The following is a 25,321-nucleotide window of genomic DNA, read 5'->3' on the forward strand; positions in this document are numbered from 1 at the left end:
CACTGCCCTAGGCCTGGAACGATGAACCCGCTCACGGCAAGACAATCCCCCCTCGGCGTGCTGCTGCTGCATGGCTTCAGCGGGGGACCCAGCACCTTCACGAGCCTGGAGCCAGCCCTGCGGCGGCTTGGCCTGACCGTGGCCGTCCCACGCCTGCGGGGTCACGGGGAGGCGTCGCCCCAGGCCCTGGCCGGGATCAACTGGGTCGACTGGCTCGCGGATGCCACCAGCGCCCTGGCGACCCTGCGGGCCGAGCTTGGGGCTGGCGCCGAAAACGGCAGCGTGATCGTGGTGGGGCACAGCATGGGGGCCCTGCTGGCGCTGCTGCTGGCGGCCGAGCAGCCCGGGGCGATCGACAGCCTGGTGCTGGTGGCCACACCGCTGCAGCTGGGTTCTCCCCTGGCTCCGGGGCGGCCGCTGGGGGGGCTGGTGCCGCTGCTCGGCCGGCTGCTGCGCGGCTGGCCCCTGCCGAAGGATTACGTCGATGCGGCTCTGGCCGCCAGTGACCCCAGCTATCCCTGGGTGCCGATGGATGCCCTGCTCTCTTTCCTGGAGCTGATTGGGGTGGCCCGGCGGCGACTCCCCGAGGTGAAGCAGCCGGCTCTGATCCTGCACAGCACGGCCGACCGGGTGGTGGCGCCCGCGGCGGCGAACCTGCTGGCCGCCGAGATCGGCAGCCCCAGCAGCCGGGTGCGCACGGCCTGGTTCGAGCGCAGCGGCCATGAGCTGTTCCGCGACGTGGAGCAGGCCGCCGTGATCGACGCGGTGGTGGCGTTTGTGAGCGAGCGGATCAGGCTGGCGAGCGGAGGTTGAAACAACCGAGCTCCATCACCTTGGTCCAGGCCGCCACGAAATCCGCCGCGAAGCGGGCAGCGCCATCGGCCTGGGCGTAGACCTCGGCGATGGCCCGCAGCTGGGCATTGGAGCCGAACACCAGGTCCACCCGGGTGGCGGTCCAGCGCAGCGCACCGGTGGCGCGGTGGCGGCCTTCGAAGTGGTCGGGGAGGCTGCTGTCTGCGGCCTCGGGGCTGGGGGTCCAGACCGTGGCCATGTCGAGCAGGTTCACGAAGAAGTCGTTGCTGAGGGTGCCGACGCGGTGGGTGAACACGCCATGGCTGGAGCCGCCCGCATTGGCGCCCAGCACCCGCAGGCCCCCCACCAACACCGTGAGCTCGGGGGCGCTGAGGCTGAGCAGCTGGGCCCGGTCGATCAGCAGTTCCTCGGCGGGCACCGCAAAGGCCCGCTTCTGGACGTTGCGGAAGCCGTCGGCCTGGGGCTCCAGCACCGCGAAGGAGGCGGCATCGGTCTGCTCCTGGGAGGCGTCGGTGCGGCCTGGGCGGAACGGCACCTGCAGCGGCTGGCCGGCCGCGCTGGCCGCCGCTTCCACGGCAGCCGATCCGGCCAACACAATCAGATCGGCCATGGACACCCGGGTGCCATCGCTCTGGGCGGCATTGAAACCCTGCTGGATGCCCTCCAGCACCAGGAACACCCGCGCCAACTGCTCGGGCTGGTTCACCTCCCAGCTGTTCTGGGGATCCAGGCGCAGGCGGGCGCCGTTGCTACCGCCGCGCTTGTCGGAGCCGCGGAAGGTGGAGGCGGAGGCCCAGGCGGTGGCCACCAGCTCAGGCAGCGTGAGCCGTGAGGCCAGCACCAGGGCCTTGAGCTCGGCGATCGCGGCGGCACCGATGAGGGGATGGTCCACGGCGGGCACCGGGTCCTGCCAGATCAGGTCTTCCGCGGGAACATCGGGGCCGAGGTAGAGGGCCTTGGGCCCCATGTCGCGGTGGGTGAGCTTGAACCAGGCGCGGGCAAAGGTGTCGGCGAAGGCCTGCTGGTCGGCGTGGAAGCGCCGGGAGATCGGTTCGTAGATCGGATCGAAGCGCAGCGACAGATCGGCGGTGGTCATCATCGGCCGGTGGCGCTTGCCGGGATCGTGGGCGTCGGGAATCAGGTGCTCCTCACGCACATCCCTGGCGCGCCACTGCCAGGCACCGGCCGGACTCTTCTCCAGCTCCCACTCGTAGCCGAACAGCATCTCGAAGTAGCCCCGGTCCCAGGTGGTGGGGTTGGGCTTCCAGGCGCCCTCGATGCCGCTGGTGGTGGCATCGGCGCCCTTGCCCGTGCCGAAGCGGTTGTGCCAGCCCAGCCCTTGCTCCTGCAAGGTGGCGCCCTCCGGAGCCGGGCCCACCAGCTCCGGATCGCCGGCGCCGTGGGCCTTGCCGAAGGTGTGGCCGCCCGCCACCAGGGCCACGGTTTCCTCGTCGTTCATGGCCATGCGGGCGAAGGTCTCGCGCACATCGCGGCCGGAGGCCACCGGGTCGGGCTCGCCGTTGGGGCCTTCCGGGTTCACGTAGATCAGCCCCATCTGCACCGCAGCCAGGGGGTTTTCGAGGTCGCGGTCGCCGCTGTGGCGCTCATCCCCCATCCAGCTGGTCTCGCGGCCCCAGTAGATGTCTTCCTCCGGCTGCCACACATCCACACGGCCGCCACCGAAGCCGAAGGTGGGGAAGCCCATCGATTCGAGGGCACAGTTGCCGGCCAGGATGATCAGATCGGCCCAGGAGAGGCTGGTTCCGTACTTCTGCTTGATGGGCCAGAGCAGCCGCCGGGCCTTGTCGAGGTTGCCGTTGTCGGGCCAGCTGTTGATCGGCGCGAAGCGCTGGTTGCCGGTGCCGCCGCCGCCACGGCCATCGCCGGTGCGGTAGGTGCCGGCGCTATGCCAGGCCATGCGAATGAACAGGCCGCCGTAGTGGCCCCAGTCCGCCGGCCACCAGTCCTGGGAGTCGGTCATCAGGGCATGGAGATCCCGCTTCACGGCGGCGAGGTCCAGCTCGCTGAAGGCCTGGGCGTAGTTGAAGTGCGCCCCAAGCGGGTTCGAGGCTGGCGCGTGCTGGTGAAGGATGGCCAGATTGAGCTGATGGGGCCACCAATGGTGGTTGGCCTGGTCGCCCGCCGTGGTGGGGGCCCCGGAGCGGCCCGCGAAGGGGCACTGGCTGATGGCCGTCATCGACGATCTCCGGGGGAATGGGGTGGGCTGGGGCCTATGGGGAAGGTAGGTAGCGGGGGGCGGGAGGGCTGTGGGGCTTTACAAGGCTTACGGGCTTCTGGGTTGGGGCCACGGAAGCGGGGATTAACCGGAAGGGTGGGATTGGACTGACCGATGCTGTAAACCTCAGGGGAATAGCCCCGATGGATAAGGTATTGACCGGATCGGGCTTGACCCGGTTTCTTCAGAGAGCAGGTTCTCTGTAGCAGCTTGAACAGCGCGTTACCGGGTCCGCATCAACTTCTCAGCCCTGCGAACCTGAGCCAAGAAAAACTGCCGTGGCAAGACCTGGGGTTCGCTGCTGCAAGGTGACGCAGTGCTTATCCAGGCAAGGGCAGAGTTTGGGGGGTGGTTAACGGACCCGCCCAATCAGCGTTGCTTAGACCGTGTTTTTACGGTTGTTGTGGGTCCTTAGAATACCTGCAGGGCTAAGCAACAGCAAGCTCGAGCCGACACCGCCTGCTAGCCGAACGCCGTTCTTAACGAACGGCGTTCGGCTCAGCTAATCGTTATGCAGACAACCAATGAACAATCCTAGCTCAAGACAAAGACAATGAAGCCAAAGCTAATTCTTCATGTAGGCCCAGGCAAGTGCGGATCTTCGTCTATTCAACAATTCTTTTCAACTCAGAAATCACCTTGCATTGAGAGGATACGCTTCAAGCTGCTTGCTCCAGCGGTAATTTCCAAGTTGAATAGCAATGATCCAAGCAAGATATTGCTTGAATCAACAAGAGAACAATTGTCTGCTGATCTGCATGGATGCGATTCGCTTATTCTCAGTCATGAGTTCTTGTTTCAAAATCCATATGCTGTAAATTGGCTCTGCCTCTTGGCAAATACCATAGCGGAGAAGATATTCGTTATTGGCTATTGCCGGAGGCAGTCTGATTTTCTCGCGTCAGCCTATTCTCAGTGGTTTTTCCGCTCACCAGTGCGAGTTAGGGAAGTAAACGCAATTGTAAATAGACTGGGATTTGATCCGAGTGTGTTCACAGGACTTGAGCGACAGTTTATTGCCTCGATTGAAAACAACTATGATAGCGCAAGAATGCTGTCAGGGTACAGCATTCTTGATTGGAACAGCTCTTATAACAGCATCACTCAAGCCACAAATGACTTAAACGTAACAATAAGATGTGGCACTCTTCCAAATAAAGAAAAAGATCGGCCTCTAATCCAAGACTTCTGCGATAAGGCTGAGCTAAGATTACATGCGGGCATAGAATATTCTTCTCAAGAGAGAGCCAATAGGAGTTTTGATCCAAATGTTGTGGAAGCGATAAATGCTGCCGTTGGCTTGGGCATTGAAATGATGGGCCCCCACGAAAGCAATGATATTATTAGTCTAATATCTTCATTGAGCAGAGAGGCAGGCGACCAGAATATCTCATGCGATCTTAATGGCATATTATCTGATCTTGCATCCTATACAGATTGGTATTACTGGCCAGCAAACCAGACTTTGTGCAATCGCTACGACCTAGAACAAGAATATTTTAAGCCCAGACAGAGTTTTAGCAAGCAAGATGTGCTTGACAGGCTAAAGCTCGAAAATCACAAGCGAACCACGAATATGTCGGTCAGCATTGAAAGATATCAATTGCTTTCGGCAATGATAATCGAGCTATGCATAACTCTAGCCAGAGTGGACCGAAATGCACAGGCTACATGAATTTCGTGATCACTCATAAATATGGATCGAGCAAGCAATCTGTTACCGCATAACATCAAGATGCAGAAGACGGTAGCATTGGCTGTTTCCAGTCCCAAGACCCGTCCCGCTTCTGATCTTGGCATTCCGACTTGATTACCTTCTTGTTCTGAAGTGGCATTGAAATGAGCAAACATTCTGATCAATCAGACGATCTAATGCAGAGCTGGATCGCAAATGCCGATCTATGGATAGACATCATCCGAGGTGGCGGTATCGAAAGCCGCCGACTCGTGACAGATCAAGCTATCGTTGACGCGGTGCTCGCTCAACAACCAAAGCGAGTACTCGACCTGGGCTGTGGTGAAGGTTGGTTGGTTCGGAGGCTTTGTCAACAAGGAGTTGATGCTGTGGGATTGGACGGCTCACCGACCCTGATTGCAGCGGCTCAGTCTGCGGGAGGTGGCAAGTTTCAGGTTTGCACATACTTTGAATTAGCCAACAATCCTAGCCGTGCTGGCAACGGCTTCGATGTGATCTCGGCCAACTTTTCCATTCTCCACCAGGAGGCTGCTGCGCTATTGAAAACCCTTAGGCGGTTACTCGTACCACGAGGCAGAATCGTGCTGCAGTCGCTACATCCCTGGTCAGTGGCCAATGCGTATTGCGATGGCTGGCGCGAAGAGAGTTTTCACGATTTGGAGGGCTCCTGGCTGCCCATGCCTTAGCCCACCGTTCAGGTTCAATTCTGCGTTGACTGGAAAGAGCCCCCCACTCTCGGCTCCAGCACCCGCCGCAACCGCCCCCTGAGCCACTGCAAGGGATTGCCCAGATCCCCCTCCCGCAACAAGCCCCGCTCCCGCAGGCAACTCTCGTAGCTGCGCAACACATCGCCGCGACGGGCCAGGGCCTGCAGCACGATCTCGGCGAAGTCGGGCCGGTTCTCCAGCAGCAGGCGAACGTTGCCGCTTGGGATCTCGAACAGCACGGCGTCCTCCTGCACCCACATGGCGGTGGGGTAGGGCACCTGCAACAGCAGAGGCAGTTCGCCGAAGAACTCACCGGGGCCGAAGCTGAATAGCCGGTGGCTGATGCGCTCGGTTTCGTGGATGGCGCTGATCCTCCCCTCCAGCACCAGATGCAGGGCCCGGCCTGGGTCCCCCTTCTCAACCAGCATCTGCCCCGCCGTCAGCCGGCGGCGGGCGCCACTGCCCACCAGCTCGCGCAGGCGGCGCGCATCCATGTTGGCGAAGCAGGGGATGGCGGCCAGCTGTTCATCCAGATCAAAAGCCAGGGGCGCCCCAGGGCCTGCCTCGGGCAGCAACTGCAGAACCTGCTTCTCACCCAGCAGGTGGATGCCGCGCCGCTTCAGGGCCCGGTGGATCGCGTAGTTCATGGCGCTGCGCAGCAGCAGCTGGTTCTGGATCTCGGCGGTCCACACCCACAGTTCGAATTCCAGGCCCTCGCGGCCGATCTGGTGCAGCACCACCTTGGGGGCGGGGTCATCCAGCACCCTCGGTTCCTCCAGGGCTACCGCCAGCAGCGCCTCGGTGACCAGCAGCGGGTCAGTGCCGTGCATCACCCGCACCGCCAGATCCACCCGCCCCTGGGAGCTCAGGTAGCTGAGGTTGTGCACAAGCGTGTTGGTGATCAGGGCGTTGGGCAGCACGATCTCCGAGCCCTGGAAGGTGCGGATCACGGTGGAGCGGAAGGAGATCTCGCGGATGAAGCCCTGGGTGCCCTCGAACTCGATCAGATCGCCCACCTTCAGCTTCCCCTCCATCAGCAGGGTGAGGCCGCTGCTGAGGTTGCGGGTGAGGTCCTGCAGCCCGAAGCCGAGGCCCACCCCCAGCGCCCCGAACAGCACCGCCAGGGCGCCGAAGTCGAGCCCCATGCCCTGGGCCACCGCCACGTAGCCGAAGGCCGCCAGGCCGATCGCCAGCAGCGTGCCGATCGCCTCGCGGCGGCCCTCCGGCAGGCCCAGCCACAGCAGCAGCCGCTTGGCCAGCAGGAAACGCAGCAGCCGGGCCGCCAGCGTCACCACCAGCAACAGCAGCCCCACCCCCAGCAGCGAGCCCAGGGTGATGGTCTGGCTGCCCAGGGGCAGCAGCGGCGCGTTGAACAGGCGGATCAGGCCGTTCCAGGCCAGCGCTGGGGTCATCGCCGCCGCTCCAGCCGCCGGGCGCTGCGCCGCAGCCCCTCGGCGCAGTCGCCCTGCATCAGCAGGCCGGCGCCGCCCCACAGCAGCCGGGCCGGCAGGTCGGCCGCGCCGCCCCCCAGCTCCCGCAGCGGCTCAAAGCCCAGCTGGCGGAAGTAGCGCACCAGGCGGCGGTGCTGGCGGTCGTCATCGCGAATCGCCAGCAGCCGCGCCCGGCGGCAGGGGGTGGCCTCCAGGGCCCAGGCGAAGCTGGCCGCCCAGATCAGTGCCCCCACCGCGGCGCTCTCCTCTCCCTGCACCCGCATCGTGTCGAGCCGCAGGCCAGCGGCCGTGGGCAGGGCCCAGCCCTTCAGCTCCCCCAGCAACACCAGCCGCTCCTCCTGGGCGCCCCCAGCCTGGCGGCGGGCCACCCCCACCCGCAGGCTCCAGCCCACGGCGGCCTGGCGCCCCACCTGCAGCCGCAGCAGCAGGCCCCGCTGGCGGGCCTGCGCTTCCAGCTGGGCCAGGCTCGGCAGATCGGGCTCCATTACGCCGGCTTGCCGCAGCTGGGGCAGTAGGGGAAGCAGGCGTAATGCAGCGCGCCGCACTGGCTGCAGTCGTGCTGCAGCTGCAGGCCGCAGTGCATGCAGTAGTTGGGCAGCACGCCCTCCCGCCGCGGCAGGCTGCGCTCGCAGCTGGGGCACTGGCTGCGCGCCAGCGACTGCAGGGCCTTCTCGTAGCGGATCGTGTGCTGGCGCTGCTCCTGCGGCGCCGCCTGCTCCTGCTGTTTGCGCGCCAGGTAGCCATTCAGCCAGCGGATCAGGGCCCGGCCCACCAGGAAGGTGAGCAGGGCACCCACCCCATAGCGGATGTAGGCGCCGAAGCTGGGCAGATAGGGCACCAGCTCCACGAAGAAGGCGAACAGGCCGAACAGCAGGAACCCCCACACGAAGGGCCACTGGTCGCTGCGGTGGAAACGGCGGAACTGCCACAGCGACAGCCCCAGCAGCGGCCCCACCAGCAACAGCCGGATGCCGAAGGCCCGCAGTTCCGCCCGCTGCCGGGCCGCCTGGAAGCGCCCCTGGGCCTCGGACTGCAGCTGCTGCAGCTGCTGCCGGGGCACCGCGATCGAGGCCTGCACCTGCCGCAAGCGGGCCGCCAGTGCCGCCTGCTCGCCGCTGAGCTGCTGTTGCTGCTGCAGCAGCCCATCGAGCTGGCGGGCCCGGGCGATCACCTCCGGGTTCTGGTCAGACTGGGCCGTGGCCGAGCGGGTGGAGCGCCAGTTGTCGAAGCTGGCCTTCTCGCGCTCATAGCGGGCCTGGGCCTGCTGCTGGCGCTCGCCCAGACGCTCGGCCTGCTCCTGCAGCGCCTCGCGGCGGCTCTCAAGGGGTTGCAGCTCGGCCTCCAGCGCCGTTTTGGCCGGCTGGTCGAGGAACTGCTCGAGTCTGGGCGGGCTGGAGAGCAGGGGCAGGTCGGCGATCAGCGCCCCGCCCACCTGGATCAGGAAATAGGCGAACAGCAGGGCGATCAGCCACTGGCCGGCGCGCACCAGCCGTTCCGGACCTCGGGAGGGGTTCACCATCGTGAGCTCCGGCTTGGCCCATCCTCAGGGCACCAGGGCCAGGCCGCCAGCACCGCAGCCAGCGGCAAGGGCCCGTGCAGGTGAGGAAACAGCTCGCCGCTGTGCGGCGCCGGCTCCAGCCGCACCACCGCGCCCGTCGCCGCCAGCCGCTCGGGGTCGAGCACCAGCAGCCTCAGCTCGGCGGGATCGAGGTCGGCGTAGAAGCGGCCATGGCTGGCCGCCAGCTGGTGGGCCTGGCTGAGGTGGATGAAGCCCTCCTGCTCCAGCGAGCGGCCGCGGGTGGAGCGGCGGTAGCTGCCGGCGGCCTGCGCCGCCTGCCACTCCTGCCGCAGGGCCAGGTGATAGAGCCAGCCGGGCGACCACCACCCCTGGCGGGCCGCCCAGGGCGGATCCAGCACCGCCGCCAGCTCCGCTCCGGCCAGAAAGCGGCCCAGCCAGGCCTGCAACGGCTGCAGCGCCGCTTCGGCGTCAAAGCGCTGCGGATCGGCCAGGCGGAACTGGCGCACAAACGGCAGCAGGGCCATGTCGGCCAGGGACGGCCGCTCGCCCAGCAGCCAGCCGCCGGACGCCAGCCGTTGGTTCCAGCGGCGCAGGATCTCCAGGGCCGCCTGGCGGTGGCTCTCCTCCTCCCCCTCGGCACCAAACCGGCCGGCGTACTTGTAGCGGTCCAGGTGGTGCTTGAACGGCCCATCGTTCTCAGCAATCAGCGCCTCGATGGCGGTGGCCTCGGCCGCGCTCCAGCCCTGCAGCCAGCCGTGGGGATCGCGGCGCGCCAGGGCCCAGGCCATCACCGCCAGGCTCTCCTCGATCACCCGCTCCCCCTGCACCAGCACCGGCACCGTGCCCTTCGCCGACGCCGCCAGCAGCTCCGGCGGCTTGGCCTTGAGGCTCACCTCCCTCAGCTCCAGATCCACGCCGGGCTTCAGCCCCGCCGCCGCCAGGGCCAGCCGCGCCCGGATCGCATAGGGGCAGCGGCGGAAGCTGTAGAGGATGGGCCGCGCTTCAGCCACCGCTGCTGGGCGGCACCGGAAAGCGCCGGCCGAGGTGGTCCTCGCCGCGCTGGCGGGCCAGCTCCATCTGGCGCTGGCGCTCGGCGTAGCGCAGGCGATCTGCGCTGTTCTGGCGATCGACGCAGTGGCGGCAGCTCACCCCCTCGGCGTAGCTGGGCAGCTGGCGGTCGGCGGCGGTGAGGGGCATGCGGCAGCCGTGGCAGAGGCTGGCCTCGCCCGGCTCCAGCTGGTGATTCACGGCCACCCGCTGGTCGAACACGAAGCACTCCCCCCGCCAGCTGCTGCCCTGCTGCGGCCGCTCCTCCAGGTAGCGCAGGATGCCGCCATGCAGGTGGTGCACCCCCTCGAAACCCTGCTGCAGCAGGTGGGCCGTGGCCTTCTCACAGCGGATGCCGCCGGTGCAGAACAGGGCGATCGCCTTGGGGCGGCGCTGCTCCACCAGGGGCCGCAGCTGCTGCTCCACCCAGGCGGGGAACTGCCGGAAGCTGGTGGTGCCCGGGTCGATGGCGCCGTCAAAGCTGCCCAGGGCCACCTCGTAGGCGTTGCGGGTGTCCACCACCAGGGTGTCTGGATCCTGAATCAGGGCCTCCCACTGATCGGGCGCCACGTGGCGGCCCACCGACGCCGCCAGGTAGGGGCGCAGGGAGGCATCGCCCAGGGTCACGATCTCGCGCTTGAGCCGCACCTTGAGCCGGTGAAAGGCCTGCTGGGGCGCCTCGGCCCGCTTCACCTCCAGGGCGGCCAGGCGCGGATCGGCCCGCAGCAGCTCCAGCAGCGCCTCCACCGCCTCGGCTGGCCCGCTCACCGTGCCGTTCACCCCCTCCGGCGCCAGCAGCACCGTGCCCCGCACGCCGCCGGCCTCGCCGCAGGCCAGCAGGCGCTGGCGCAGCGGCGGCAGCTCCGCCGGATCGAAGGCCGCGAAGCGGTAGAAGGCAGCCAGGCTCAGGCCCATGGGGAGCGGCTCAGGCAGGGCACAGCGCCGCCGCCGCCCCCTCCACCGTCACGCCGGCGGCGGCGAGCAGGGCCTGGTCGGCGGCCACGTCGGGGTTGCCGGTGGTGAGCAGGGTGTCGCCGTAGAAGATCGAATCGGCGCCGGCCAGCAGGCAGAGGATCTGGGCCTCGCGGCTGAGCTGTTCGCGGCCGGCACTGAGCCGCACGCGGCTGCTGGGCATCAGGATCCGGGCCGTGGCCACCATCCGCACCAGCTCCAGGGGATCCAGCGGCGGCTGCTCCTGCAGCGGCGTGCCCTCCACCGCCACCAGGGCGTTGATCGGCACGCTCTCGGGGTGGGGATCGAGGTTGGCCAGCACCTCGAGCAGCCCGGCCCGGTCGCTGAGCGCCTCGCCCATGCCGATGATGCCGCCGCAGCAGACGGTCACCCCGGCCCGCCGCACCCGCGCCAGGGTTTCGAGCCGCTCCTGGTAGGTGCGGGTGCTGATGATGCGCTCGTAGTGCTCCGGGCTGGTGTCGAGGTTGTGGTTGTAGGCGGTGAGGCCCGCCTCGGCCAGCCGGGCGGCCTGGGCGTCACTGAGCATGCCGGCGGTCACGCAGGCCTCCAGGCCCAGCGCGCGCACGCCGCGCACCATCTGCAGCATCGCCTCGAAGGGCGCCCCATCGCGGATCTCCCGCCAGGCCCAGCCCATGCAGAAGCGATGGGCACCCGCCTGCCTGGCCGCCCGGGCCCGCGCCAGCACCGGCTCCACCTCGAGCTCCGGCCGGCCGCTCACATCGGCGCTGTGGTGCATCGACTGGGGGCAGTAGGCACAGTCCTCCTCACAGCCACCGGTCTTGACGCTCAGCAGCGAGGCCAGCTGCACCCGGTAGCCGGGGTTGGCCTGGCGGTGCACCTGCTGGGCCTGCCAGAGCAGCTCCATCAGCGGCGCCTCCAGCAGGGCCTGGATCTCGGCGCGGGTCCAGTCGTGGCGGTGGGTCACTGAGAGGGGCGGGGAAAGGGCAGGGTGGGAAGGGTGGACAGCCAGGGCGGAGGCCGCTCAGGGGGCCGGGTCCACGCCGCCGAAACGGCGCTGGCGGTTCTGGTAGTCCAGCAGGGCGGCGTGCAGGGCCTCGCCGTCGAAATCGGGCCATAGCACATCGGTGATGTGCAGCTCGGCATAGGCCAGCTGCCACAGCAGGAAGTTGCTGATCCGGTGTTCGCCGCTGGTGCGGATCAGCAGATCGGGATCCAGCTGGCCGGCGGTGTGCAGTTCGGCGGCAAAGCACTGTTCGTCGATGCTGGCCGGATCCAGCTCCCCCTCGGCCGCCCGCTGCGCCAGGCGACGGGCCGCCCGCACCAGCTCCGCCCGGCCGCCGTAGTTGGTGCAGACGTTGAAGCGGATGCCGCTGCCGGCGGCGGTGCGGGCCGTGGCCTTGGCAATCAGGTTCTGCAGGCCCAGGGGCAGGGGCTCCAGATCCCCCAGGAAGCGGATGCACACCTGTTCGCGCTCGAGGCCCTCGATCTCCCGCTGCAGCACCCGCTCGAACAGGGCCATCAGGAAGTTCACCTCCTCGCCGGGCCGGTTCCAGTTTTCGGTGGAGAAGGCATAGGCCGTCAGGGCGCCCACGCCCCAGTCGCTGCAGAGCCGCAGGGTGCGCTTGAGGGCTTCCACGCCGGCCCGGTGGCCCACCACCCGGGGCAGGCCGCGCCGCTGGGCCCAGCGGCCGTTGCCGTCCATGATCACCGCCACATGGGCCGGCAGCCGGGTGGGATCCAGCCCCGCCGGCAAGGGATGGGTCTGCCTTGTGCTGCTGGTCGCCAGGGCGCGACTCATCCGCGGGAATCCGGCGTGTCCTTGGTCACGGTACGCCCGCCGGCCTGGGCCAGCGCCCGGGTGAGCAGATCATGAAGTCGGCTGCTGGTGATCGGCCGCTCCAGGCGGCCCTGGCAGGCCAGGGCCAGGGTGCCCGTCTCCTCGGACACCACGATCGCCAGACAGCGGTCGAAGCGCTCCGTGAGGCCGATGGCGGCCAGGTGGCGGGTGCCGTAGCGGTTCATCCCCTGGCGCGAGAGCGGCAGGATCACCCCCGCCGCCAGGATGCGGTTGCCCTTCACCAGCACCGCGCCGTCGTGGAGGGGGGTGTCGGCGGCGAAGAGGTTGAGCAGCAGATCCACCGAGAGCTGGGCGTCGATGGCCAGGCCGGGGCTGAGGAAGTCCTCGGGGCGCAGGTCGCTGCCCAGGTCCACCACGATCAGGCCGCCGCGCCGCGCCTGGGAGAGGCGTCCGGCCGCCTCACTCAGCACCCCCACCGAGCTGGACATCAGCTGATCGCGGCTGCGGTTGCCGAACAGCAGCCCCAGCCGGCCCGTACCCAGCAGTTCCATCAGCCGCCGCAGCTCCCCCTGCCAGAGGATCGCCAGGGCCAGGCTGCAGGCCAGCACCAGGGCATCCACCAGCTTGGTGGTGAGCGGCAGGTTGGCGAAGCGCTGCACCAGCCAGGCCATCGCCACCAGCAGCAGGTAGCCGCGCAGCAGCCACAGCGTGCGCGCCTCGGTGACCCGGCCCAGCACCACCATGCCGAGGGCCGTGGCGCAGACCAGATCAATCAACAGACGCCAATCCAGCAGCCGAAGCCAACCTTCCAGCCACGGCCCGGTCACGCCTGAACCCAATTCTCGGCGTCAGATTACCGGCGTCAGGCGCGCTGGCAGAACGTCGTAGCGCAGTAGGTCTTCCGGCTGCTCGCGGCGCTGCACCAGCTCCGCCTGACCCTCATGCACCAGCACCGCCGCCGGCCGTGGGATGCGGTTGTAGTTGGAGGCCATCGAGGCGTTGTAGGCGCCGGTGGCGAACACGGCCAGCAGGTCGCCGCTGGTGGCCGGCGGCAGGGCGATCTCCGGCAGCAGCACATCGCCTGATTCGCAGTGCTTGCCTGCCACCGTCACGGTCTCACTGGCCTCGGCGGTGGGCCGGTCCACCAGCAGGGCGGTGTACTGCGACTGATAGGTGATCGGGCGGGGGTTGTCGCTCATGCCGCCATCCACGGAGATGTAGGTGCGCAGGCCCGGGATGGCCTTGCGGCTGCCCAGTTCGTACACCGTGACTCCGGCGGTGGCCACCAGGGAGCGGCCCGGCTCACACAACAGGCGGGGCAGGTCGAGCCCCCGCTCGCGGCAGGCCGCCGCCAACGCCCCGGCCACCGTGCTCACCCAGGCCTGGATGGTGGGCGGGTCGTCGCTGGCGACGTAGCGAATGCCCAGACCACCGCCCACATTGAGGTCGCTCACGGGGTGGCCGAGGCCACGGGCCTGGGCCAGGGCGTCAGCCATCACGCCGGCCAGGTCGTGGTGGGGCTGGAGCTCGAAGATCTGGGAGCCGATGTGGGCGTGCAGCCCGGTGAGGCGCGCCCAGCTGCAGCTGGCCAGGTGGCCCAGCACCTGGGGCAGCTGCTCGGGGTCGAAGCCGAACTTGCTGTCCAGGTGGCCGGTGCGGATGTACTCGTGGGTATGGCACTCGATGCCTGGCGTGAAGCGCAGCATCAGCCGCACCGGCTGCGCCAGGGAGGGGGCCAGGGCGCTGAGCAGCTCGATGTCGCGCCAGTTGTCCAGCACCACCGTGACGCCCGCCTGGGCCGCCAGGGCCAGCTCCTCGGGGCTCTTGTTGTTGCCGTGCAGCACGATGCGCTCGGGCGGCATGCCCCCGCCCAGGGCGGTGAGCAGTTCCCCGGCGGACACGGCATCGAGCCCCAGCCCTTCCTGCGCCACCAGGGCGGTGATCGCCAGGGAGCTGTTGGCCTTGGAGGCATAAAGGGCCAGGGAGGGGCCGGGGTAGGAGGCGGCCAGGGCGTCGCGGTAGGCCCGGCAGCTGGAGCGCAGGGTGGCCTCATCCAGCACGTAGAGGGGCGTGCCGTAGGTGCGGGCCAGATCGCTCAGGCGGCAGCCCCCCACCACCAGGCGCCCCTCGGCGTCGAGGCCGCTGCTGATCGGTGCCAGGTTGCGGTTGGGGCTGGAGGCATCGCAGCCGCTCTCGAAGGGCTGCTGGGCCAGCGCCGCCTGGGGCGCTGGCTCGGAGGCTGGCTCGGTCCCGGTGACGGGCTCGCTGGACATCACCATGGAAAGACCGCAGGTCGGGGGCGCGACGACACAGACGAATGTACGGAAACAACCGAGGCAGCAGGGGGCCCGGCGAGCCGGCTGAGGGCGGCCTGCGCCTCAGCCGGCTGGGACCAGGGCAGCTGGCGGCCTGCCAGGACCTCGACGCCGCCGCCCTGGGCCAGCTCTGGAGCACCGCCCAGTGGCAGGCGGAGCTGGCCGATGCGGCGCGCCTGGCGATGGGCCTCTGGCAGGGGGACGCCCTGGTGGCGATGGCCTGCGGCTGGCTGATCGTCGATGAGTTGCACATCACCCTGGTGGCGGTGCAGCCGCAGCAGCGGCGCCGGGGCCTGGGGCGGCAGGTGCTGCAGGCCCTGCTGGCGGAGGGCCAGGGCCGCGGCGCCAGGGCCGCCACCCTGGAGGTGGCTGAGGGCAACCGAGCCGCCCTGGACCTGTACGGCGCTCTGGGGTTCAGCAGCCGCGGCAGGCGTCGCGATTACTACCGCAGTGGCGAGGCGGCCCTGATCCAATGGCTTCCCCTCACGCAGCCGCGCCCAGGCGATCGAGCGGACAACACGATCGACCGGTAGGGATAACCGGCTTTTCTTATTGCACAAGAGCTGCAATTTGCTGGCCTGAATTGCACTGAAAAGCGGCCAGCCTCTTGCCATCACTGGCTTTAGCGAACTGAGCTCCCCGCAACCACACCACCCTTTCAACCCTGATAGGTTGGGTGAACTTGCACCAGGCCCCGCCCCATGTTCGAGCGGTTTACCGAGAAGGCCATCAAGGTGATCATGCTGGCCCAGGAAGAGGCCCGCCGCCTTGGTCACAACTTTGTGGGCACTGAGCAGATCCTGCTGGGCCTGATCGGCGAGGGCACCGGCGTCGCCGCCAAAGTGCTCAAGTCGATGGGCGTGAACCTCAAGGACGCCCGCGTCGAGGTGGAGAAGATCATCGGCCGCGGCTCCGGCTTCGTGGCCGTTGAGATCCCCTTCACCCCCCGCGCCAAGCGCGTTCTCGAGCTGTCCCTGGAGGAAGCCCGCCAGCTGGGCCACAACTACATCGGCACCGAGCACCTGCTGCTCGGCCTGATCCGTGAGGGCGAGGGCGTCGCCGCCCGGGTGCTCGAGAACCTCGGTGTCGACCTGGCCAAGGTGCGCACCCAGGTGATCCGCATGCTCGGCGAGACCGCCGAAGTGGCCGCCGGTGGTGGCAGCAAGGGCTCCACCAAGACCCCCACCCTGGACGAGTTCGGCAGCAACCTCACCCAGCAGGCCTCCGACGGCAAGCTCGATCCGGTGGTCGGCCGGCAGAAGGAGATCGAGCGGGTGATCCAGATCCTGGGGCGCCGCACCAAGAACAACCCCGTGCTGATCGGCGAGCCCGGCGTCGGCAAGACCGCCATCGCCGAGGGCCTCGCCCAGCGCATCAACTCCGGCGACATCCCCGACATCCTCGAGGAAAAGCGCGTTCTGACCCTGGACATCGGCCTGCTCGTGGCTGGTACCAAGTACCGCGGTGAGTTCGAGGAGCGCCTCAAGAAAATCATGGAGGAGATCCGAGGTGCCGGCAACGTGATCCTCGTGATCGACGAAGTGCACACCCTGATCGGCGCCGGCGCCGCCGAAGGCGCCATTGACGCCGCCAACATCCTCAAGCCGGCCCTGGCCCGCGGCGAGCTGCAGTGCATCGGCGCCACCACTCTCGACGAATACCGCAAGCACATCGAGCGGGATGCGGCCCTGGAACGCCGCTTCCAGCCCGTGATGGTGGGTGAGCCCTCCGTGGAAGACACCATTGAGATCCTGCGTGGCCTGCGGGAGCGCTACGAGGAGCACCACCGGCTCAAGATCGCCGACGAGGCCCTGGTTGCCGCAGCCACCCTGGGCGACCGCTACATCTCCGACCGCTTCCTGCCGGACAAGGCGATCGACCTGATCGACGAGGCCGGCAGCCGGGTGCGGCTGATGAACTCCAAGCTGCCCCCTGCCGCCAAGGAGGTGGACAAGCAACTGCGCGGTGTGCAGAAGGAGAAGGAGGAAGCCGTGCGCGAGCAGGACTTCACCAAGGCCGGCGAACTGCGTGACCGCGAAGTGGAGCTGCGCGATCAGATCCGCACGATCCTGCAGGCCCGCAAGGAGGACGAAACGCCCTCCCCTGAGGCTGAGTCTGCGGCTCCCGATCTGGGCACGGTGACGGCCCTGATCGGCAACGCCGACCCCGACCGCGCTCCGATGGTGTCCGAGGAGGACATCGCCCACATCGTGGCCTCCTGGACTGGTGTGCCCGTGCAGAAGCTCACCGAGAGCGAATCGGCCAAGCTGCTGAACATGGAGGAAACCCTCCACCAGCGGCTGATCGGCCAGGACGAAGCCGTCAAGGCGGTGTCCCGCGCCATTCGCCGCGCCCGGGTGGGTCTCAAGAACCCCAACCGGCCGATTGCCAGCTTCATCTTCTCCGGTCCCACCGGCGTCGGCAAGACCGAGCTCACCAAGTCGCTGGCGGCCTACTTCTTCGGCAGTGAGGAGGCGATGATCCGCCTCGACATGTCCGAGTTCATGGAGCGCCACACGGTCAGCAAGCTGATCGGCTCGCCTCCGGGCTACGTGGGCTTCAACGAGGGCGGCCAGCTCACCGAAGCGGTGCGGCGCCGGCCCTACACCGTGGTGCTGTTCGACGAGATCGAGAAGGCTCACCCCGACGTGTTCAACCTGCTGCTGCAGCTGCTGGAGGACGGTCGCCTGACCGACTCCAAGGGCCGCACGGTGGACTTCAAGAACACCCTGATCATCATGACCTCGAACATCGGTTCGAAGGTGATCGAGAAGGGTGGCGGCGGACTCGGCTTTGAGTTCTCCGGCGGTGCCGCCGAAGACACCCAGTACAACCGCATTCGCTCGCTTGTGAATGAGGAGCTGAAGCAGTACTTCCGCCCCGAATTCCTCAACCGTCTCGACGAAATCATCGTCTTCCGCCAGCTCACCCGCGACGAAGTGAAAGACATCGCCGAGATCATGCTCAAGGAGGTGTTCCAGCGCATGGATGACAAGGGCATCCACCTCTCCGTCACCGAGGCCTTCAAGGAACGGCTGGTGGAAGAGGGCTACAACCCCTCCTACGGCGCCCGTCCCCTGCGCCGGGCCGTGATGCGCCTGCTGGAAGACTCCCTGGCCGAGGAGTTCCTCTCGGGCCGGATCAGCGAGGGCGATTCCGCCCTGGTCGATGTGGGCGAGGACAAGCAGGTGGTGATCCGCAAGCAGAGCGCCCTGCCCGTGATGCCCGAACTCGCCGGCGCCGGCGCCTGAGGCCTGCCGCCCCTGGCTGCCTCCCTGCTGAGGTGGCCGTCTTCAACCGCCCGGCTCAGCAGCTGGGCGGTTTTATGTTCATTACGATGGGCTGATGCGCCAGCGTTCCCGCCGGGGCTCTGTGGAGCCCACCAGCCCAGCCCGCGATCGGGCGGTTGCCGCTGGCTCGGCCCCGGCCACACCTCAGGCCCACCGCATCGCCCCCGCCGAGGTGCTGCGCGGTGAGGGGGCCTGGCAGCAGGCCCTGCCCCGCATCGCCCGCCTCTGCCACCGCCCCCTGTTGCTGGGGCGAGGGCCCGCCACACTGCCCCTGCGGCAGAAGCTGGAGCAGAGCCTGCGCCAGGAGGGGCTGACGCCCCAGCTCGAGCGGCTGGAGCACGACTGCTGCGAGCTGGACCTGGAGCGCCTGGGGCGCAGCCTGGCTGACGGCGGCAGCGAGGGCCGACCCGATGCCGTGATCGCCAGCGGCGGCGGCAAGGTGCTGGACGCCGGCAAGCTGCTGGCTCACCGCCACGGCCTGCCCTGCGTCACCGTGCCCACCAGCGCCGCCACCTGCGCCGGCTGGACGGCCCTGGCCAACGTCTACAGCCCGGAGGGCGCCTTTCAGCACGATGTGGAGCTGCGGCGCTGCCCCGAGCTGCTCGTGTTCGACCATGCCCTGGTGCGCACCGCCCCGGCCCGCACCCTGGCCAGTGGCATCGCCGACGCCCTGGCCAAGTGGTACGAGGCCTCGGTGAGCTCCGCGGCCAGCAGCGACGGACTGATTCAGCAGGCCGTGCAGATGGCCCGGGTGCTGCGCGACCAGCTGCTCTTCGACGCCGAACAGGCCCTGCTGGACAGCAGCAGCGAGGCCTGGGTGCGGGTGGCGGAGGCCTGTGGCCTCACCGCCGGGCTGATGGGTGGCATCGGCGGTGCCCGCTGCCGCACCGTGGCCGCCCACGCCGTGCACAACGGCCTCACCCAGCTCAGTGCCAGCCATGGCGCCCTCCATGGCGAGAAGGTGGGCTTCGGCATCCTGGTGCAGCTGCGGCTGGAGGAAGTGCTGGGGGGCAATCAGCTGGCCGGCCAGGCCCGGCGGCAGCTGCTGCCCCTGTTCCGCCAGCTCGACCTGCCCGCTGATCTGGCCGATCTGGGCCTGGGCCAGGCCACCCTGGAGCAGCTGCAGCAGGCCTGTGCCTTTGCCTGCGCTCCCGGCTCCGACCTGCACCACCTGCCCTTCAGCGTCAGCGCCATCGATCTGATGGCCGCCCTGGTGAGCACCCGCTGCGGCGAGCGGGTCGCCGCGTGAGCGCCGCTGCTGAGGCCTGCGGCCCACTTGAGCTCAGCTCCCAGGCCCTGGTGGAGCGGGCGGCACGGGAGCTGCTGGATCCCCAGGGCCGCGCCCTGGCCCAGGCCGTGCAGTGGTGGCCCCTGCAGGGCCTGCCCGACCTCTGGCCCGTGGCGGTGCTCGGCCAGGGGCCACCGCTGCTGCTGCTGCACGGCTTCGACAGTTCCTTTCTGGAGTTCCGGCGCATCGCCCCGCGGCTGGCCCAGAGCCATCAGCTGTTCATCCCCGACCTGTTCGGCTTCGGCTTCTGCCCCCGTCCCGCCCAGGCGGCCTATGGCCCCGCCGCCGTGCTGGAGCACCTCACCGCCCTGCTGGCGGCCATCGCCAGCCGCAGCCCGGAGGCCGCACCGCTCGGCCTGATCGGCGCCTCGATGGGCGGCTCCGTGGCCGTGGAGCTGGCCCGCCGCCACCCCGGGCAGATCAGCCGCCTGCTGCTGCTGGCCCCCGCCGGCCTCACCGGCCGGCCCATGCCCCTGCCGCCGCTGCTGGATGGACTCGGGGTGCGCTTCCTGGCCCGGCCCGGTGTGCGGAAAGGCCTCTGCCGCAGCGCCTTCGCCGATCCCGATCGGGATGTGGGCCCGGCCGAGCTCGAAATCGCCTCGCTGCACCTCGCCGCGCCGGGATGGGGCCAGGCCCTGGGGCGTTTCGCCCGCTCAGGCGGCTTCGCCGGCTGCGGTGCTCCGCTGCCGCCCCAGCCGATCGCGGTGCTGTGGGGGGCCAACGACCGCATCCTGCGTCAGCCCCAGAAACGCGCCGCCCTGGCCCTGCTCGGGGAGCGGGTGCGGGAGCTGGAGCCGTGCGGCCACCTGCCCCACATCGACCAGCCGGAGTGCGTGGCCGCCACCTGGCTGGCCGGCAACGGCGCATGAGTGGCCCCCTGCTGCAGTTGCTGGCAACGGGCCTGCAGCTGTGGATTCGCCGCCAGTGTGAGCAGATCGGCGCCCTCTCGCTGGAGCTGGAGGGCCGGGATCTGCAGCTGCTGCGCGGCCGGCTGGCCGGGGCCCAGCTCCAGGCCCGGCAGGTGCTCTACCGGGGGCTGGAACTCGACGCGGTGACGCTCACGAGCGAGCCGATCAGCCTCCAGGTGGCTGGACTGCGGCGGGGCCAGGCCATCGAGCTGGGTCAGCCCTTCGGGATCAGGGGGGAGGTGCGGTTCAGCCCCGAGGGGCTGGAGCACTCCCTGGCCCAGGCGAGCTGGCAACCCCTGGCCGACCAGCTCGCCGGCCAGCTGCTCGGAAGCGCCGCCTGGCGGGGGAGCAGCCTCAGCCTCCGCCGGGAGCACCTGGTATTGAGAAGCCATGGGGCGCTGGAGCTGGAAACGAGCCTGAGCGCGGAGGCCGGCACGGTGCTGATCCGTGCCGTGGATGGCAGCGCCGAGCTGCGGCTGCCGATGGACCCGGCCGTGCGGATCGAGCGGGCCGCCGTGGAGAACGGCCGGCTGGTGCTGCAGGGCCGGGCCACGGTGACGCCCTGAAGCCGCTCAGGACTCGAGCAGCGGCAGCACCAGGGTGACCAGCGAATAGACCACCGCCGGCACGAACAGGTAGCTGTCGATGCGATCGAGGATGCCGCCATGGCCGGGGATCGCATCGCCGGAATCCTTCAGGCCCGCATCGCGCTTCATCATCGACTCGGTGAGATCCCCCACCAGGGCGAACAGGGCCACCACCGCCCCCAGCACCGCCCCGATCAGCCAGCCCCAGCTCCAGCCGATCCAGAAGCCCCCCACCGCCCCGACGGCCATCGCACAGGCCACCCCCCCCAGGGCACCCTCCACCGTCTTGCCCGGCGAGATCGGCGAGAGCGGCCGCCGGCCCAGCCGCCGGCCGATGGCGTAGGAGCCGATGTCCGTGGCCACGATCAGAAAGCAGGCCAGCAGCGTGAGCTCGAGGCCGGAGTCGGGCAGATCGCGCAGCTTGATCCAGTGGCTGGGCAGAAAGCCCAGGTAGAAGAGGCCGAACACCGAGGCGGCGATGTCGGCGATGGTGCCGGTGACGGGCTGCAGCAGCAGCCAGCCGCAGATCACCGCGCCGGAGGCGGGCAGCACCGCCGCGGCCACATCGCCGGCCAGCCAGCTGTCGGTGCCGGCCAGCTGGGTGGTGGCCAGCAGCAGCTGCACCGCCACCAGGGTGGTCTTGGTGGCGGGCCGAATGCCCTTGAACTGGGCCATGCGGAAGAACTCCAGCAGCCCCAGATGCACGATCACACCCACGGCCACGGTGAACCACCAGCCGCCGAGCATCACCACCACGAAGCCGAAGCCCCCGGCGGCCCAGCCGCTCAGCAGGCGCGGCAGTGATGTGCTGGTGCGGGGCTGCGGAATCACGGCCGCTCAGCGGCGATCAGGAACAGGGGCTCAGCCGCTGCCAGCTTGGCCTGGCTGCCGCGGCGCTGCATGCGGTGCACGGTGGCCTGCACCACCTGCACATCACGGGCGGCGAGCTGCCCCAGGGTGTCGGTGGCATCCACCAGGCCCTCCAGGCTGGCGGTGCTGATCACCAGCCGCCCCGCCGGCTGCAGCGCCTGCCACACCACCCGCAGCACATCGCCGAGGGGCCGGCCCACCTCCAGCACCACCCGGTCGGGGGCGGGGGGAAGGGCCGCCAGATCGTCGGGAGCCGCGCCGGGGTGGATGTGGAGGTTGACAATGCCGAGCCGCTGGCGGTTCTGCTCCAGCAGGGCAATGGCTTCCGGGTCGCGCTCGAGCGTGTGCACCTGGCCCCGGGGCATCAGGCGGGCGATCTCCAGGGCCAGGGCGCCGGTGCCGCCGCCCACGTCCCACACCAGGGAATCGGCCCGCGGCCGCAGGTGGGCCAGCAGCATCACCCGCAGCTCCATCGGTGTGGGGCTGAAGCCCGGCGCCGCATCAAAGACGCCATCGGGCAGTCCGGGGGTGACGAAATCCCACTGATAGGGAGGCGTCGGAGACGCTGCAGTGGGGTCGTCGATCACCGGCGAGGCCTGTGGAGCGCGCAAAACAGGGGGCGTGGCACGCCGCTGGCGATCCCGCGTCAGCCCACCACAACGCTCACCGTATCAGCGATCAGGCCGGGCCAGAGGTGCCGTTGCCGCTGCAGCCAGTGGGCCCGGGCCGGATCGATGCGCTCTCCCGGAATCAGCAGTGGAATCCCGGGGGGATAGGGGCAGAGGGGCTCCGCAGCGATCCGGCCCGCCGCCGCCGCCAGGGGCACGGGCTCTGCGGCGGCCCGCCAGGCCAGGGCCACCGGCATCTCCGGTTGTGCCACCGCCGCCAGAGGCGGGGGACTGAAGGGCGGCAGCGGCGCACCGCCCAGGGCCTGGCGCAGGGCGGACAGCGCCCGAGGCAACCGCCGCACCACCCCGGCCGGAGGCACCACTCCCAGACAGAAGGTGAGGCTGCCGGGCTCCGCCAGCTCCGCGATCACCCCCCGCTCCAGCAGCCAGGCATCGGCCTCCACCCCGTTGATGCCCAGTGCCGCCGTGGGCAGCACCAGACGCAGCGGGTCCTGGCTGGCCAGCAGGGGCAGATCCAGGCTGCGGCAACGGCGCCGCAGGCGACGCGCCAGCGCCAGGGCGCGGCGGCGCTGGGCCAGGCCGGCGGCGCTGCGGCCATGGCGCAGGCTGGCCGCAGCCGAAGCGAGGAGCAGCGCGCTGGGGCTGGAGGTCTGCAGCCAGAGCAGGGCCCGCTCGATCGCCTCAACAGCGCAGCGTCTGCCCTGGGCCAGCAGCACGGCACTCTGGGCCAGACCGCCGCCGCTCTTCTGGCAGGAGAGCACCACCAGATCGGCCCCGGCGGCCACGGCCTCAGCGGCGCCATGAGCCTGGTCCACCAGCAGCGGCAGGCCGGCGGCGTGGGCCACCGCCACCAGGGCCGGCAGGTCAGCAGCCAGACCCTGATAGGTGGGGGACACCACCGCCACCGCCGCCAGGGGGCCGCCCGCTCGTGCTGCCGCCAGCGCCTGCTCCAGCAGCTGGGGGGTGGGGGGCAGCCACAGGCCAGTGGCGGGATCGAAGGGCAGGCTGTAGAGCACCGGCTCCAGCTGGCCGAGCACGCAGGCATGCAGCAGCGAGCGGTGCAGGTTGCGGGGCAGCAGCACCCTGCTGCCGGGGGCTGCCACAGCCAGCAGCGCCACCTGCAGCAGGCCGCTGGCGCCATTCACCCCGAACCAGCAGTGTTCAGCCCCCAGCAGCGCCGCGCACTGGCGCTGCTCCTCCGCCACCGCACCCTCCGGCTCCAGGGGGCCGCCGAAACCAGGCAGCTCGGGCAGATCCCAGCTGCCTGGCCGGCGCCGCAGCAACTGCGCCAGCGGCGGCGCCAGGCCCCGGCCGCGCCCATGGGCGGGCAGGTGCAGGGCCAGGAGATCGGGATCAGCGGGGGGGAGCAACACCGGCGCGGCCAGGGCCAGGGATGCAGCTGCGCAGACAGTCCCGGCAGCGCTCTGGCACGGATCAGGAGTCTGGCCGCTCCTGGGCTGGGCACGCCCGCCCGCTAGCCCGATCGGCTCCGGGGCGGTCATCGCCAGCGCGGTCAGCCCGGCCGGACTTTCTAGAGTCGGCCCACTCACCCCATCGCGCCCTTGACCGCCGCAGCGAGCCCCGCCCCGCCGGCCTACGACCCCAGGGCTGATCGGCGTTGGTTGCTGGGGCGGCCGTGGCTGTTCCTCAGCCGGCTCAGCTCGGTGCTGTGGCAGCTGATCAGCCTGGCCCTGACCCTGGTGGTGCATGCCGGCAGCGGCGACCGGGCCGTGCAGCAGCGGCTGGGCAAGCGCATCCTCGCCACCCTCACCAGCCTGGGCCCCTGTTTCATCAAGGTGGGGCAGGCCCTCTCCACCCGCCCCGACCTGGTGCGGCGCGACTGGCTCGAGCAGCTCACCCAGCTCCAGGACAACCTGCCCCCCTTCCCCCAGGAGGTGGCCCTGCGCACGATCGAGACGGAGCTGGGGGCACCGGCCCGGGAGCTGTTTGCCCTGTTCCCCGACTACCCGATTGCCGCCGCCAGCCTGGGGCAGGTCTACAAGGCCCAGATGCACGACGGCCAGTGGGTGGCCGTGAAGGTGCAGCGGCCCGATCTGCCCCAGATCCTGCGCCGCGACCTGGTGATCATCCGCATGCTGGCGGTGCTCAGTGCGCCGCTGCTGCCCCTCAATCTGGGCTTCGGGCTCGACGCCATCATCGACGAGTTCGGCCAGACCCTCTTCGACGAGATCGACTACCGCAAGGAGGCCGACAACGCCGAGCGCTTCGCCGGCCTGTTCAGCGCCCATCCCGAGGTGACCGTGCCCCACGTGGAGCGCCAGCTGAGTGCCCGGCGGGTGCTCACCACCAGCTGGATCCATGGCACCAAGCTGCAGGAGCGCCAGGTGCTGGAGGCGCGCCACCTCGATCCCACCGCCCTGATCCGCACCGGGGTGATGGCGGGGCTGCAGCAACTGCTGGAGTTCGGCTATTTCCACGCCGATCCCCACCCCGGCAACCTGTTCGCCCTGCCGGGACGCACCGGCCAGCTGGGCCATGTGGCCTACGTGGATTTCGGCATGATGGATTCGATCTCCGATGCCGACCGGCTCACCCTCACCGGGGCGGTGGTGCACCTGATCAACCGCGATTTCCGAGCCCTGGCCAGCGACTTCGTCGCCCTGGGCTTTCTCAGCCCGGACACCAACCTCGAGCCGATCATTCCGGCCCTGGAGGAGGTGCTGGGCGGCACCCTGGGCGAGAACGTCGGCAACTTCAATTTCAAGGCGGTCACCGACCGCTTTTCCGAGCTGGTGTTCGACTACCCGTTCCGGGTGCCGGTGCGCTTCGCCCTGATCATCCGGGCGGTGGTGAGCCAGGAGGGCCTGGCCCTGCGGCTCGACCCCGACTTCAAGATCATCCGCGTGGCCTACCCCTACGTGGCCCGCCGGCTGCTGGCGGGCGACACCGCCGAGATGCGCGAGAAGCTGCTCGACGTGCTGTTCGACCGGGAGGGCCGCCTGCAGATCGAGCGGCTCGAGAGCCTGCTGGCGGTGCTGGAGAACGATGGGCCGCGGGCCGACCTGCTGCCGGTGATGGGCTCAGGGCTGAAGCTGCTGCTGGGTCCCGATGGCGCCAGCCTGCGCCAGAGGCTGCTGCTCACCCTGGTGCGCGATGACCGCCTCAATGCCGAAGACCTGCGCGCCCTCATGGACCTGTTGCGGCGCACGTTCAGCGCCCGCAAGCTGGCGGGCACCCTGCTGGCGCGGCTCAACCCCCTGGCCGCCGCCTAGG

At 69.2% G+C, this 25,321-nt stretch carries 22 protein-coding genes; 9 read left to right on the plus strand and 13 right to left on the minus strand.

Going from position 1 to position 25,321, the window contains the following annotated elements:
* Window positions 1–21: 21 nt before the first annotated feature.
* On the plus strand, window positions 22–813 hold the full coding sequence (locus tag CyaNS01_RS09630) for a carboxylesterase (protein WP_186696895.1): 792 nt from the start codon (window positions 22–24) through the stop codon (window positions 811–813).
* On the opposite strand, the gene katG is transcribed toward CyaNS01_RS09630, so the two are convergent.
* Window positions 791–3,010: a catalase/peroxidase HPI gene (gene katG / locus CyaNS01_RS09635; RefSeq protein ID WP_186696896.1), complete on the minus strand. Its 2,220-nt coding sequence runs from the start codon at window positions 3,008–3,010 to the stop codon at window positions 791–793. The genes CyaNS01_RS09630 and katG overlap by 23 nt on opposite strands.
* A 730-nt stretch (window positions 3,011–3,740) precedes the next feature.
* On the opposite strand from katG, the gene CyaNS01_RS09640 reads away from it, so the two are divergent.
* The gene (locus tag CyaNS01_RS09640) at window positions 3,741–4,724 is read left to right on the plus strand and encodes a hypothetical protein (protein ID WP_186696897.1); all 984 of its coding nucleotides are present in this window, start codon (window positions 3,741–3,743) and stop codon (window positions 4,722–4,724) included.
* Between the two features lie 164 nt (window positions 4,725–4,888).
* Window positions 4,889–5,431, plus strand: a complete 543-nt coding sequence (locus CyaNS01_RS09645; RefSeq protein ID WP_186696898.1) for a bifunctional 2-polyprenyl-6-hydroxyphenol methylase/3-demethylubiquinol 3-O-methyltransferase UbiG — start codon at window positions 4,889–4,891, stop codon at window positions 5,429–5,431.
* Window positions 5,432–5,445: 14 nt separating this feature from the next.
* Here CyaNS01_RS09645 and CyaNS01_RS09650 read toward each other — a convergent pair whose 3' ends face one another.
* From CyaNS01_RS09650 to lysA, 9 genes are all read right to left on the minus strand, one after another.
* Complete coding sequence (locus tag CyaNS01_RS09650; protein ID WP_186696899.1) at window positions 5,446–6,864, minus strand: mechanosensitive ion channel domain-containing protein; 1,419 nt, start codon at window positions 6,862–6,864, stop codon at window positions 5,446–5,448.
* Window positions 6,861–7,388 (minus strand): hypothetical protein, encoded by a 528-nt coding sequence (locus CyaNS01_RS09655; protein WP_186696900.1) that lies wholly within the window; start codon window positions 7,386–7,388, stop codon window positions 6,861–6,863. The genes CyaNS01_RS09650 and CyaNS01_RS09655 overlap by 4 nt, the downstream gene beginning before the upstream one ends.
* Window positions 7,388–8,419 carry a zinc ribbon domain-containing protein gene (locus CyaNS01_RS09660; protein ID WP_222934179.1) on the minus strand — a complete coding sequence of 344 codons (1,032 nt, stop codon included), beginning with the start codon at window positions 8,417–8,419 and terminating at the stop codon, window positions 7,388–7,390. Before CyaNS01_RS09660 ends, CyaNS01_RS09655 begins: the two co-directional genes overlap by 1 nt.
* A complete protein-coding gene (locus tag CyaNS01_RS09665) occupies window positions 8,416–9,432 on the minus strand; it encodes a DUF952 domain-containing protein (RefSeq protein ID WP_186696902.1) in 1,017 nt (338 codons plus the stop codon). The genes CyaNS01_RS09660 and CyaNS01_RS09665 overlap by 4 nt, the downstream gene beginning before the upstream one ends.
* On the minus strand, window positions 9,425–10,384 hold the full coding sequence (locus tag CyaNS01_RS09670) for a rhodanese-related sulfurtransferase (protein WP_186696903.1): 960 nt from the start codon (window positions 10,382–10,384) through the stop codon (window positions 9,425–9,427). Before CyaNS01_RS09670 ends, CyaNS01_RS09665 begins: the two co-directional genes overlap by 8 nt.
* Before the next feature lie 10 nt (window positions 10,385–10,394).
* Window positions 10,395–11,366 (minus strand): biotin synthase BioB, encoded by a 972-nt coding sequence (bioB, locus tag CyaNS01_RS09675; protein ID WP_186696904.1) that lies wholly within the window; start codon window positions 11,364–11,366, stop codon window positions 10,395–10,397.
* A gap of 57 nt (window positions 11,367–11,423) precedes the next feature.
* Window positions 11,424–12,200 (minus strand): isoprenyl transferase, encoded by a 777-nt coding sequence (locus CyaNS01_RS09680; protein ID WP_186696905.1) that lies wholly within the window; start codon window positions 12,198–12,200, stop codon window positions 11,424–11,426.
* Window positions 12,197–12,943 carry a diadenylate cyclase gene (locus CyaNS01_RS09685; protein WP_225875938.1) on the minus strand — a complete coding sequence of 249 codons (747 nt, stop codon included), beginning with the start codon at window positions 12,941–12,943 and terminating at the stop codon, window positions 12,197–12,199. Before CyaNS01_RS09685 ends, CyaNS01_RS09680 begins: the two co-directional genes overlap by 4 nt.
* Window positions 12,944–13,048: 105 nt before the next feature.
* Complete coding sequence (gene lysA, locus CyaNS01_RS09690) at window positions 13,049–14,473, minus strand: diaminopimelate decarboxylase (protein WP_370561824.1); 1,425 nt, start codon at window positions 14,471–14,473, stop codon at window positions 13,049–13,051.
* A 44-nt stretch (window positions 14,474–14,517) separates the two neighbouring features.
* On the opposite strand from lysA, the gene CyaNS01_RS09695 reads away from it, so the two are divergent.
* The 5 genes from CyaNS01_RS09695 (at window position 14,518) to CyaNS01_RS09715 (ending at window position 20,567) form a co-directional block, all read left to right on the plus strand.
* On the plus strand, window positions 14,518–15,048 hold the full coding sequence (locus CyaNS01_RS09695) for a GNAT family N-acetyltransferase (RefSeq protein ID WP_186696908.1): 531 nt from the start codon (window positions 14,518–14,520) through the stop codon (window positions 15,046–15,048).
* Window positions 15,049–15,216: 168 nt separating this feature from the next.
* Window positions 15,217–17,766: an ATP-dependent Clp protease ATP-binding subunit gene (locus tag CyaNS01_RS09700; RefSeq protein ID WP_186696909.1), complete on the plus strand. Its 2,550-nt coding sequence runs from the start codon at window positions 15,217–15,219 to the stop codon at window positions 17,764–17,766.
* Window positions 17,767–17,860: 94 nt separating this feature from the next.
* Window positions 17,861–19,054 carry an iron-containing alcohol dehydrogenase family protein gene (locus CyaNS01_RS09705; protein WP_186696910.1) on the plus strand — a complete coding sequence of 398 codons (1,194 nt, stop codon included), beginning with the start codon at window positions 17,861–17,863 and terminating at the stop codon, window positions 19,052–19,054.
* Between the two features lie 47 nt (window positions 19,055–19,101).
* Complete coding sequence (locus CyaNS01_RS09710) at window positions 19,102–19,962, plus strand: alpha/beta fold hydrolase (RefSeq protein ID WP_228008990.1); 861 nt, start codon at window positions 19,102–19,104, stop codon at window positions 19,960–19,962.
* Entirely contained in the window at window positions 19,959–20,567 is a 609-nt protein-coding gene (locus CyaNS01_RS09715; protein WP_225875616.1) for an LmeA family phospholipid-binding protein, read from the plus strand. Before CyaNS01_RS09710 ends, CyaNS01_RS09715 begins: the two co-directional genes overlap by 4 nt.
* A gap of 6 nt (window positions 20,568–20,573) precedes the next feature.
* On the opposite strand, the gene CyaNS01_RS09720 is transcribed toward CyaNS01_RS09715, so the two are convergent.
* From CyaNS01_RS09720 to CyaNS01_RS09730, 3 genes are read right to left on the minus strand one after another with little or no spacing between them, the layout of a single operon-like run.
* Window positions 20,574–21,419 carry a phosphatidate cytidylyltransferase gene (locus CyaNS01_RS09720; protein WP_186696912.1) on the minus strand — a complete coding sequence of 282 codons (846 nt, stop codon included), beginning with the start codon at window positions 21,417–21,419 and terminating at the stop codon, window positions 20,574–20,576.
* A complete protein-coding gene (gene cbiT, locus CyaNS01_RS09725; RefSeq protein ID WP_225875617.1) occupies window positions 21,416–22,069 on the minus strand; it encodes a precorrin-6Y C5,15-methyltransferase subunit CbiT in 654 nt (217 codons plus the stop codon). The genes CyaNS01_RS09720 and cbiT overlap by 4 nt, the downstream gene beginning before the upstream one ends.
* A 35-nt stretch (window positions 22,070–22,104) precedes the next feature.
* On the minus strand, window positions 22,105–23,457 hold the full coding sequence (locus CyaNS01_RS09730; RefSeq protein WP_225875618.1) for an aminotransferase class I/II-fold pyridoxal phosphate-dependent enzyme: 1,353 nt from the start codon (window positions 23,455–23,457) through the stop codon (window positions 22,105–22,107).
* A 183-nt stretch (window positions 23,458–23,640) separates the two neighbouring features.
* On the opposite strand from CyaNS01_RS09730, the gene CyaNS01_RS09735 reads away from it, so the two are divergent.
* The gene (locus CyaNS01_RS09735; RefSeq protein ID WP_186700609.1) at window positions 23,641–25,320 is read left to right on the plus strand and encodes an AarF/ABC1/UbiB kinase family protein; all 1,680 of its coding nucleotides are present in this window, start codon (window positions 23,641–23,643) and stop codon (window positions 25,318–25,320) included.
* Window position 25,321 lies beyond the last annotated feature (1 nt).

Source organism: Cyanobium sp. NS01, assembly GCF_014280235.1.
Taxonomy (GTDB): Bacteria; Cyanobacteriota; Cyanobacteriia; order PCC-6307; family Cyanobiaceae; genus NIES-981.

Coding starts and splice junctions, on each gene's coding strand:
- CyaNS01_RS09670 (WP_186696903.1), bottom strand. CDS start 10,384: ATGGGCCTGAGCCTGGCTGCCTTCTACCGCTTCGCGGCCTTCGATCCG.
- CyaNS01_RS09715 (WP_225875616.1), top strand. CDS start 19,959: ATGAGTGGCCCCCTGCTGCAGTTGCTGGCAACGGGCCTGCAGCTGTGG.
- lysA (WP_370561824.1), bottom strand. CDS start 14,473: ATGTCCAGCGAGCCCGTCACCGGGACCGAGCCAGCCTCCGAGCCAGCG.
- CyaNS01_RS09680 (WP_186696905.1), bottom strand. CDS start 12,200: ATGAGTCGCGCCCTGGCGACCAGCAGCACAAGGCAGACCCATCCCTTG.
- CyaNS01_RS09645 (WP_186696898.1), top strand. CDS start 4,889: ATGAGCAAACATTCTGATCAATCAGACGATCTAATGCAGAGCTGGATC.
- CyaNS01_RS09650 (WP_186696899.1), bottom strand. CDS start 6,864: ATGACCCCAGCGCTGGCCTGGAACGGCCTGATCCGCCTGTTCAACGCG.
- CyaNS01_RS09655 (WP_186696900.1), bottom strand. CDS start 7,388: ATGGAGCCCGATCTGCCGAGCCTGGCCCAGCTGGAAGCGCAGGCCCGC.
- katG (WP_186696896.1), bottom strand. CDS start 3,010: ATGACGGCCATCAGCCAGTGCCCCTTCGCGGGCCGCTCCGGGGCCCCC.
- CyaNS01_RS09695 (WP_186696908.1), top strand. CDS start 14,518: ATGTACGGAAACAACCGAGGCAGCAGGGGGCCCGGCGAGCCGGCTGAG.
- CyaNS01_RS09685 (WP_225875938.1), bottom strand. CDS start 12,943: ATGGTGGTGCTGGGCCGGGTCACCGAGGCGCGCACGCTGTGGCTGCTG.
- CyaNS01_RS09705 (WP_186696910.1), top strand. CDS start 17,861: ATGCGCCAGCGTTCCCGCCGGGGCTCTGTGGAGCCCACCAGCCCAGCC.
- CyaNS01_RS09700 (WP_186696909.1), top strand. CDS start 15,217: ATGTTCGAGCGGTTTACCGAGAAGGCCATCAAGGTGATCATGCTGGCC.
- CyaNS01_RS09630 (WP_186696895.1), top strand. CDS start 22: ATGAACCCGCTCACGGCAAGACAATCCCCCCTCGGCGTGCTGCTGCTG.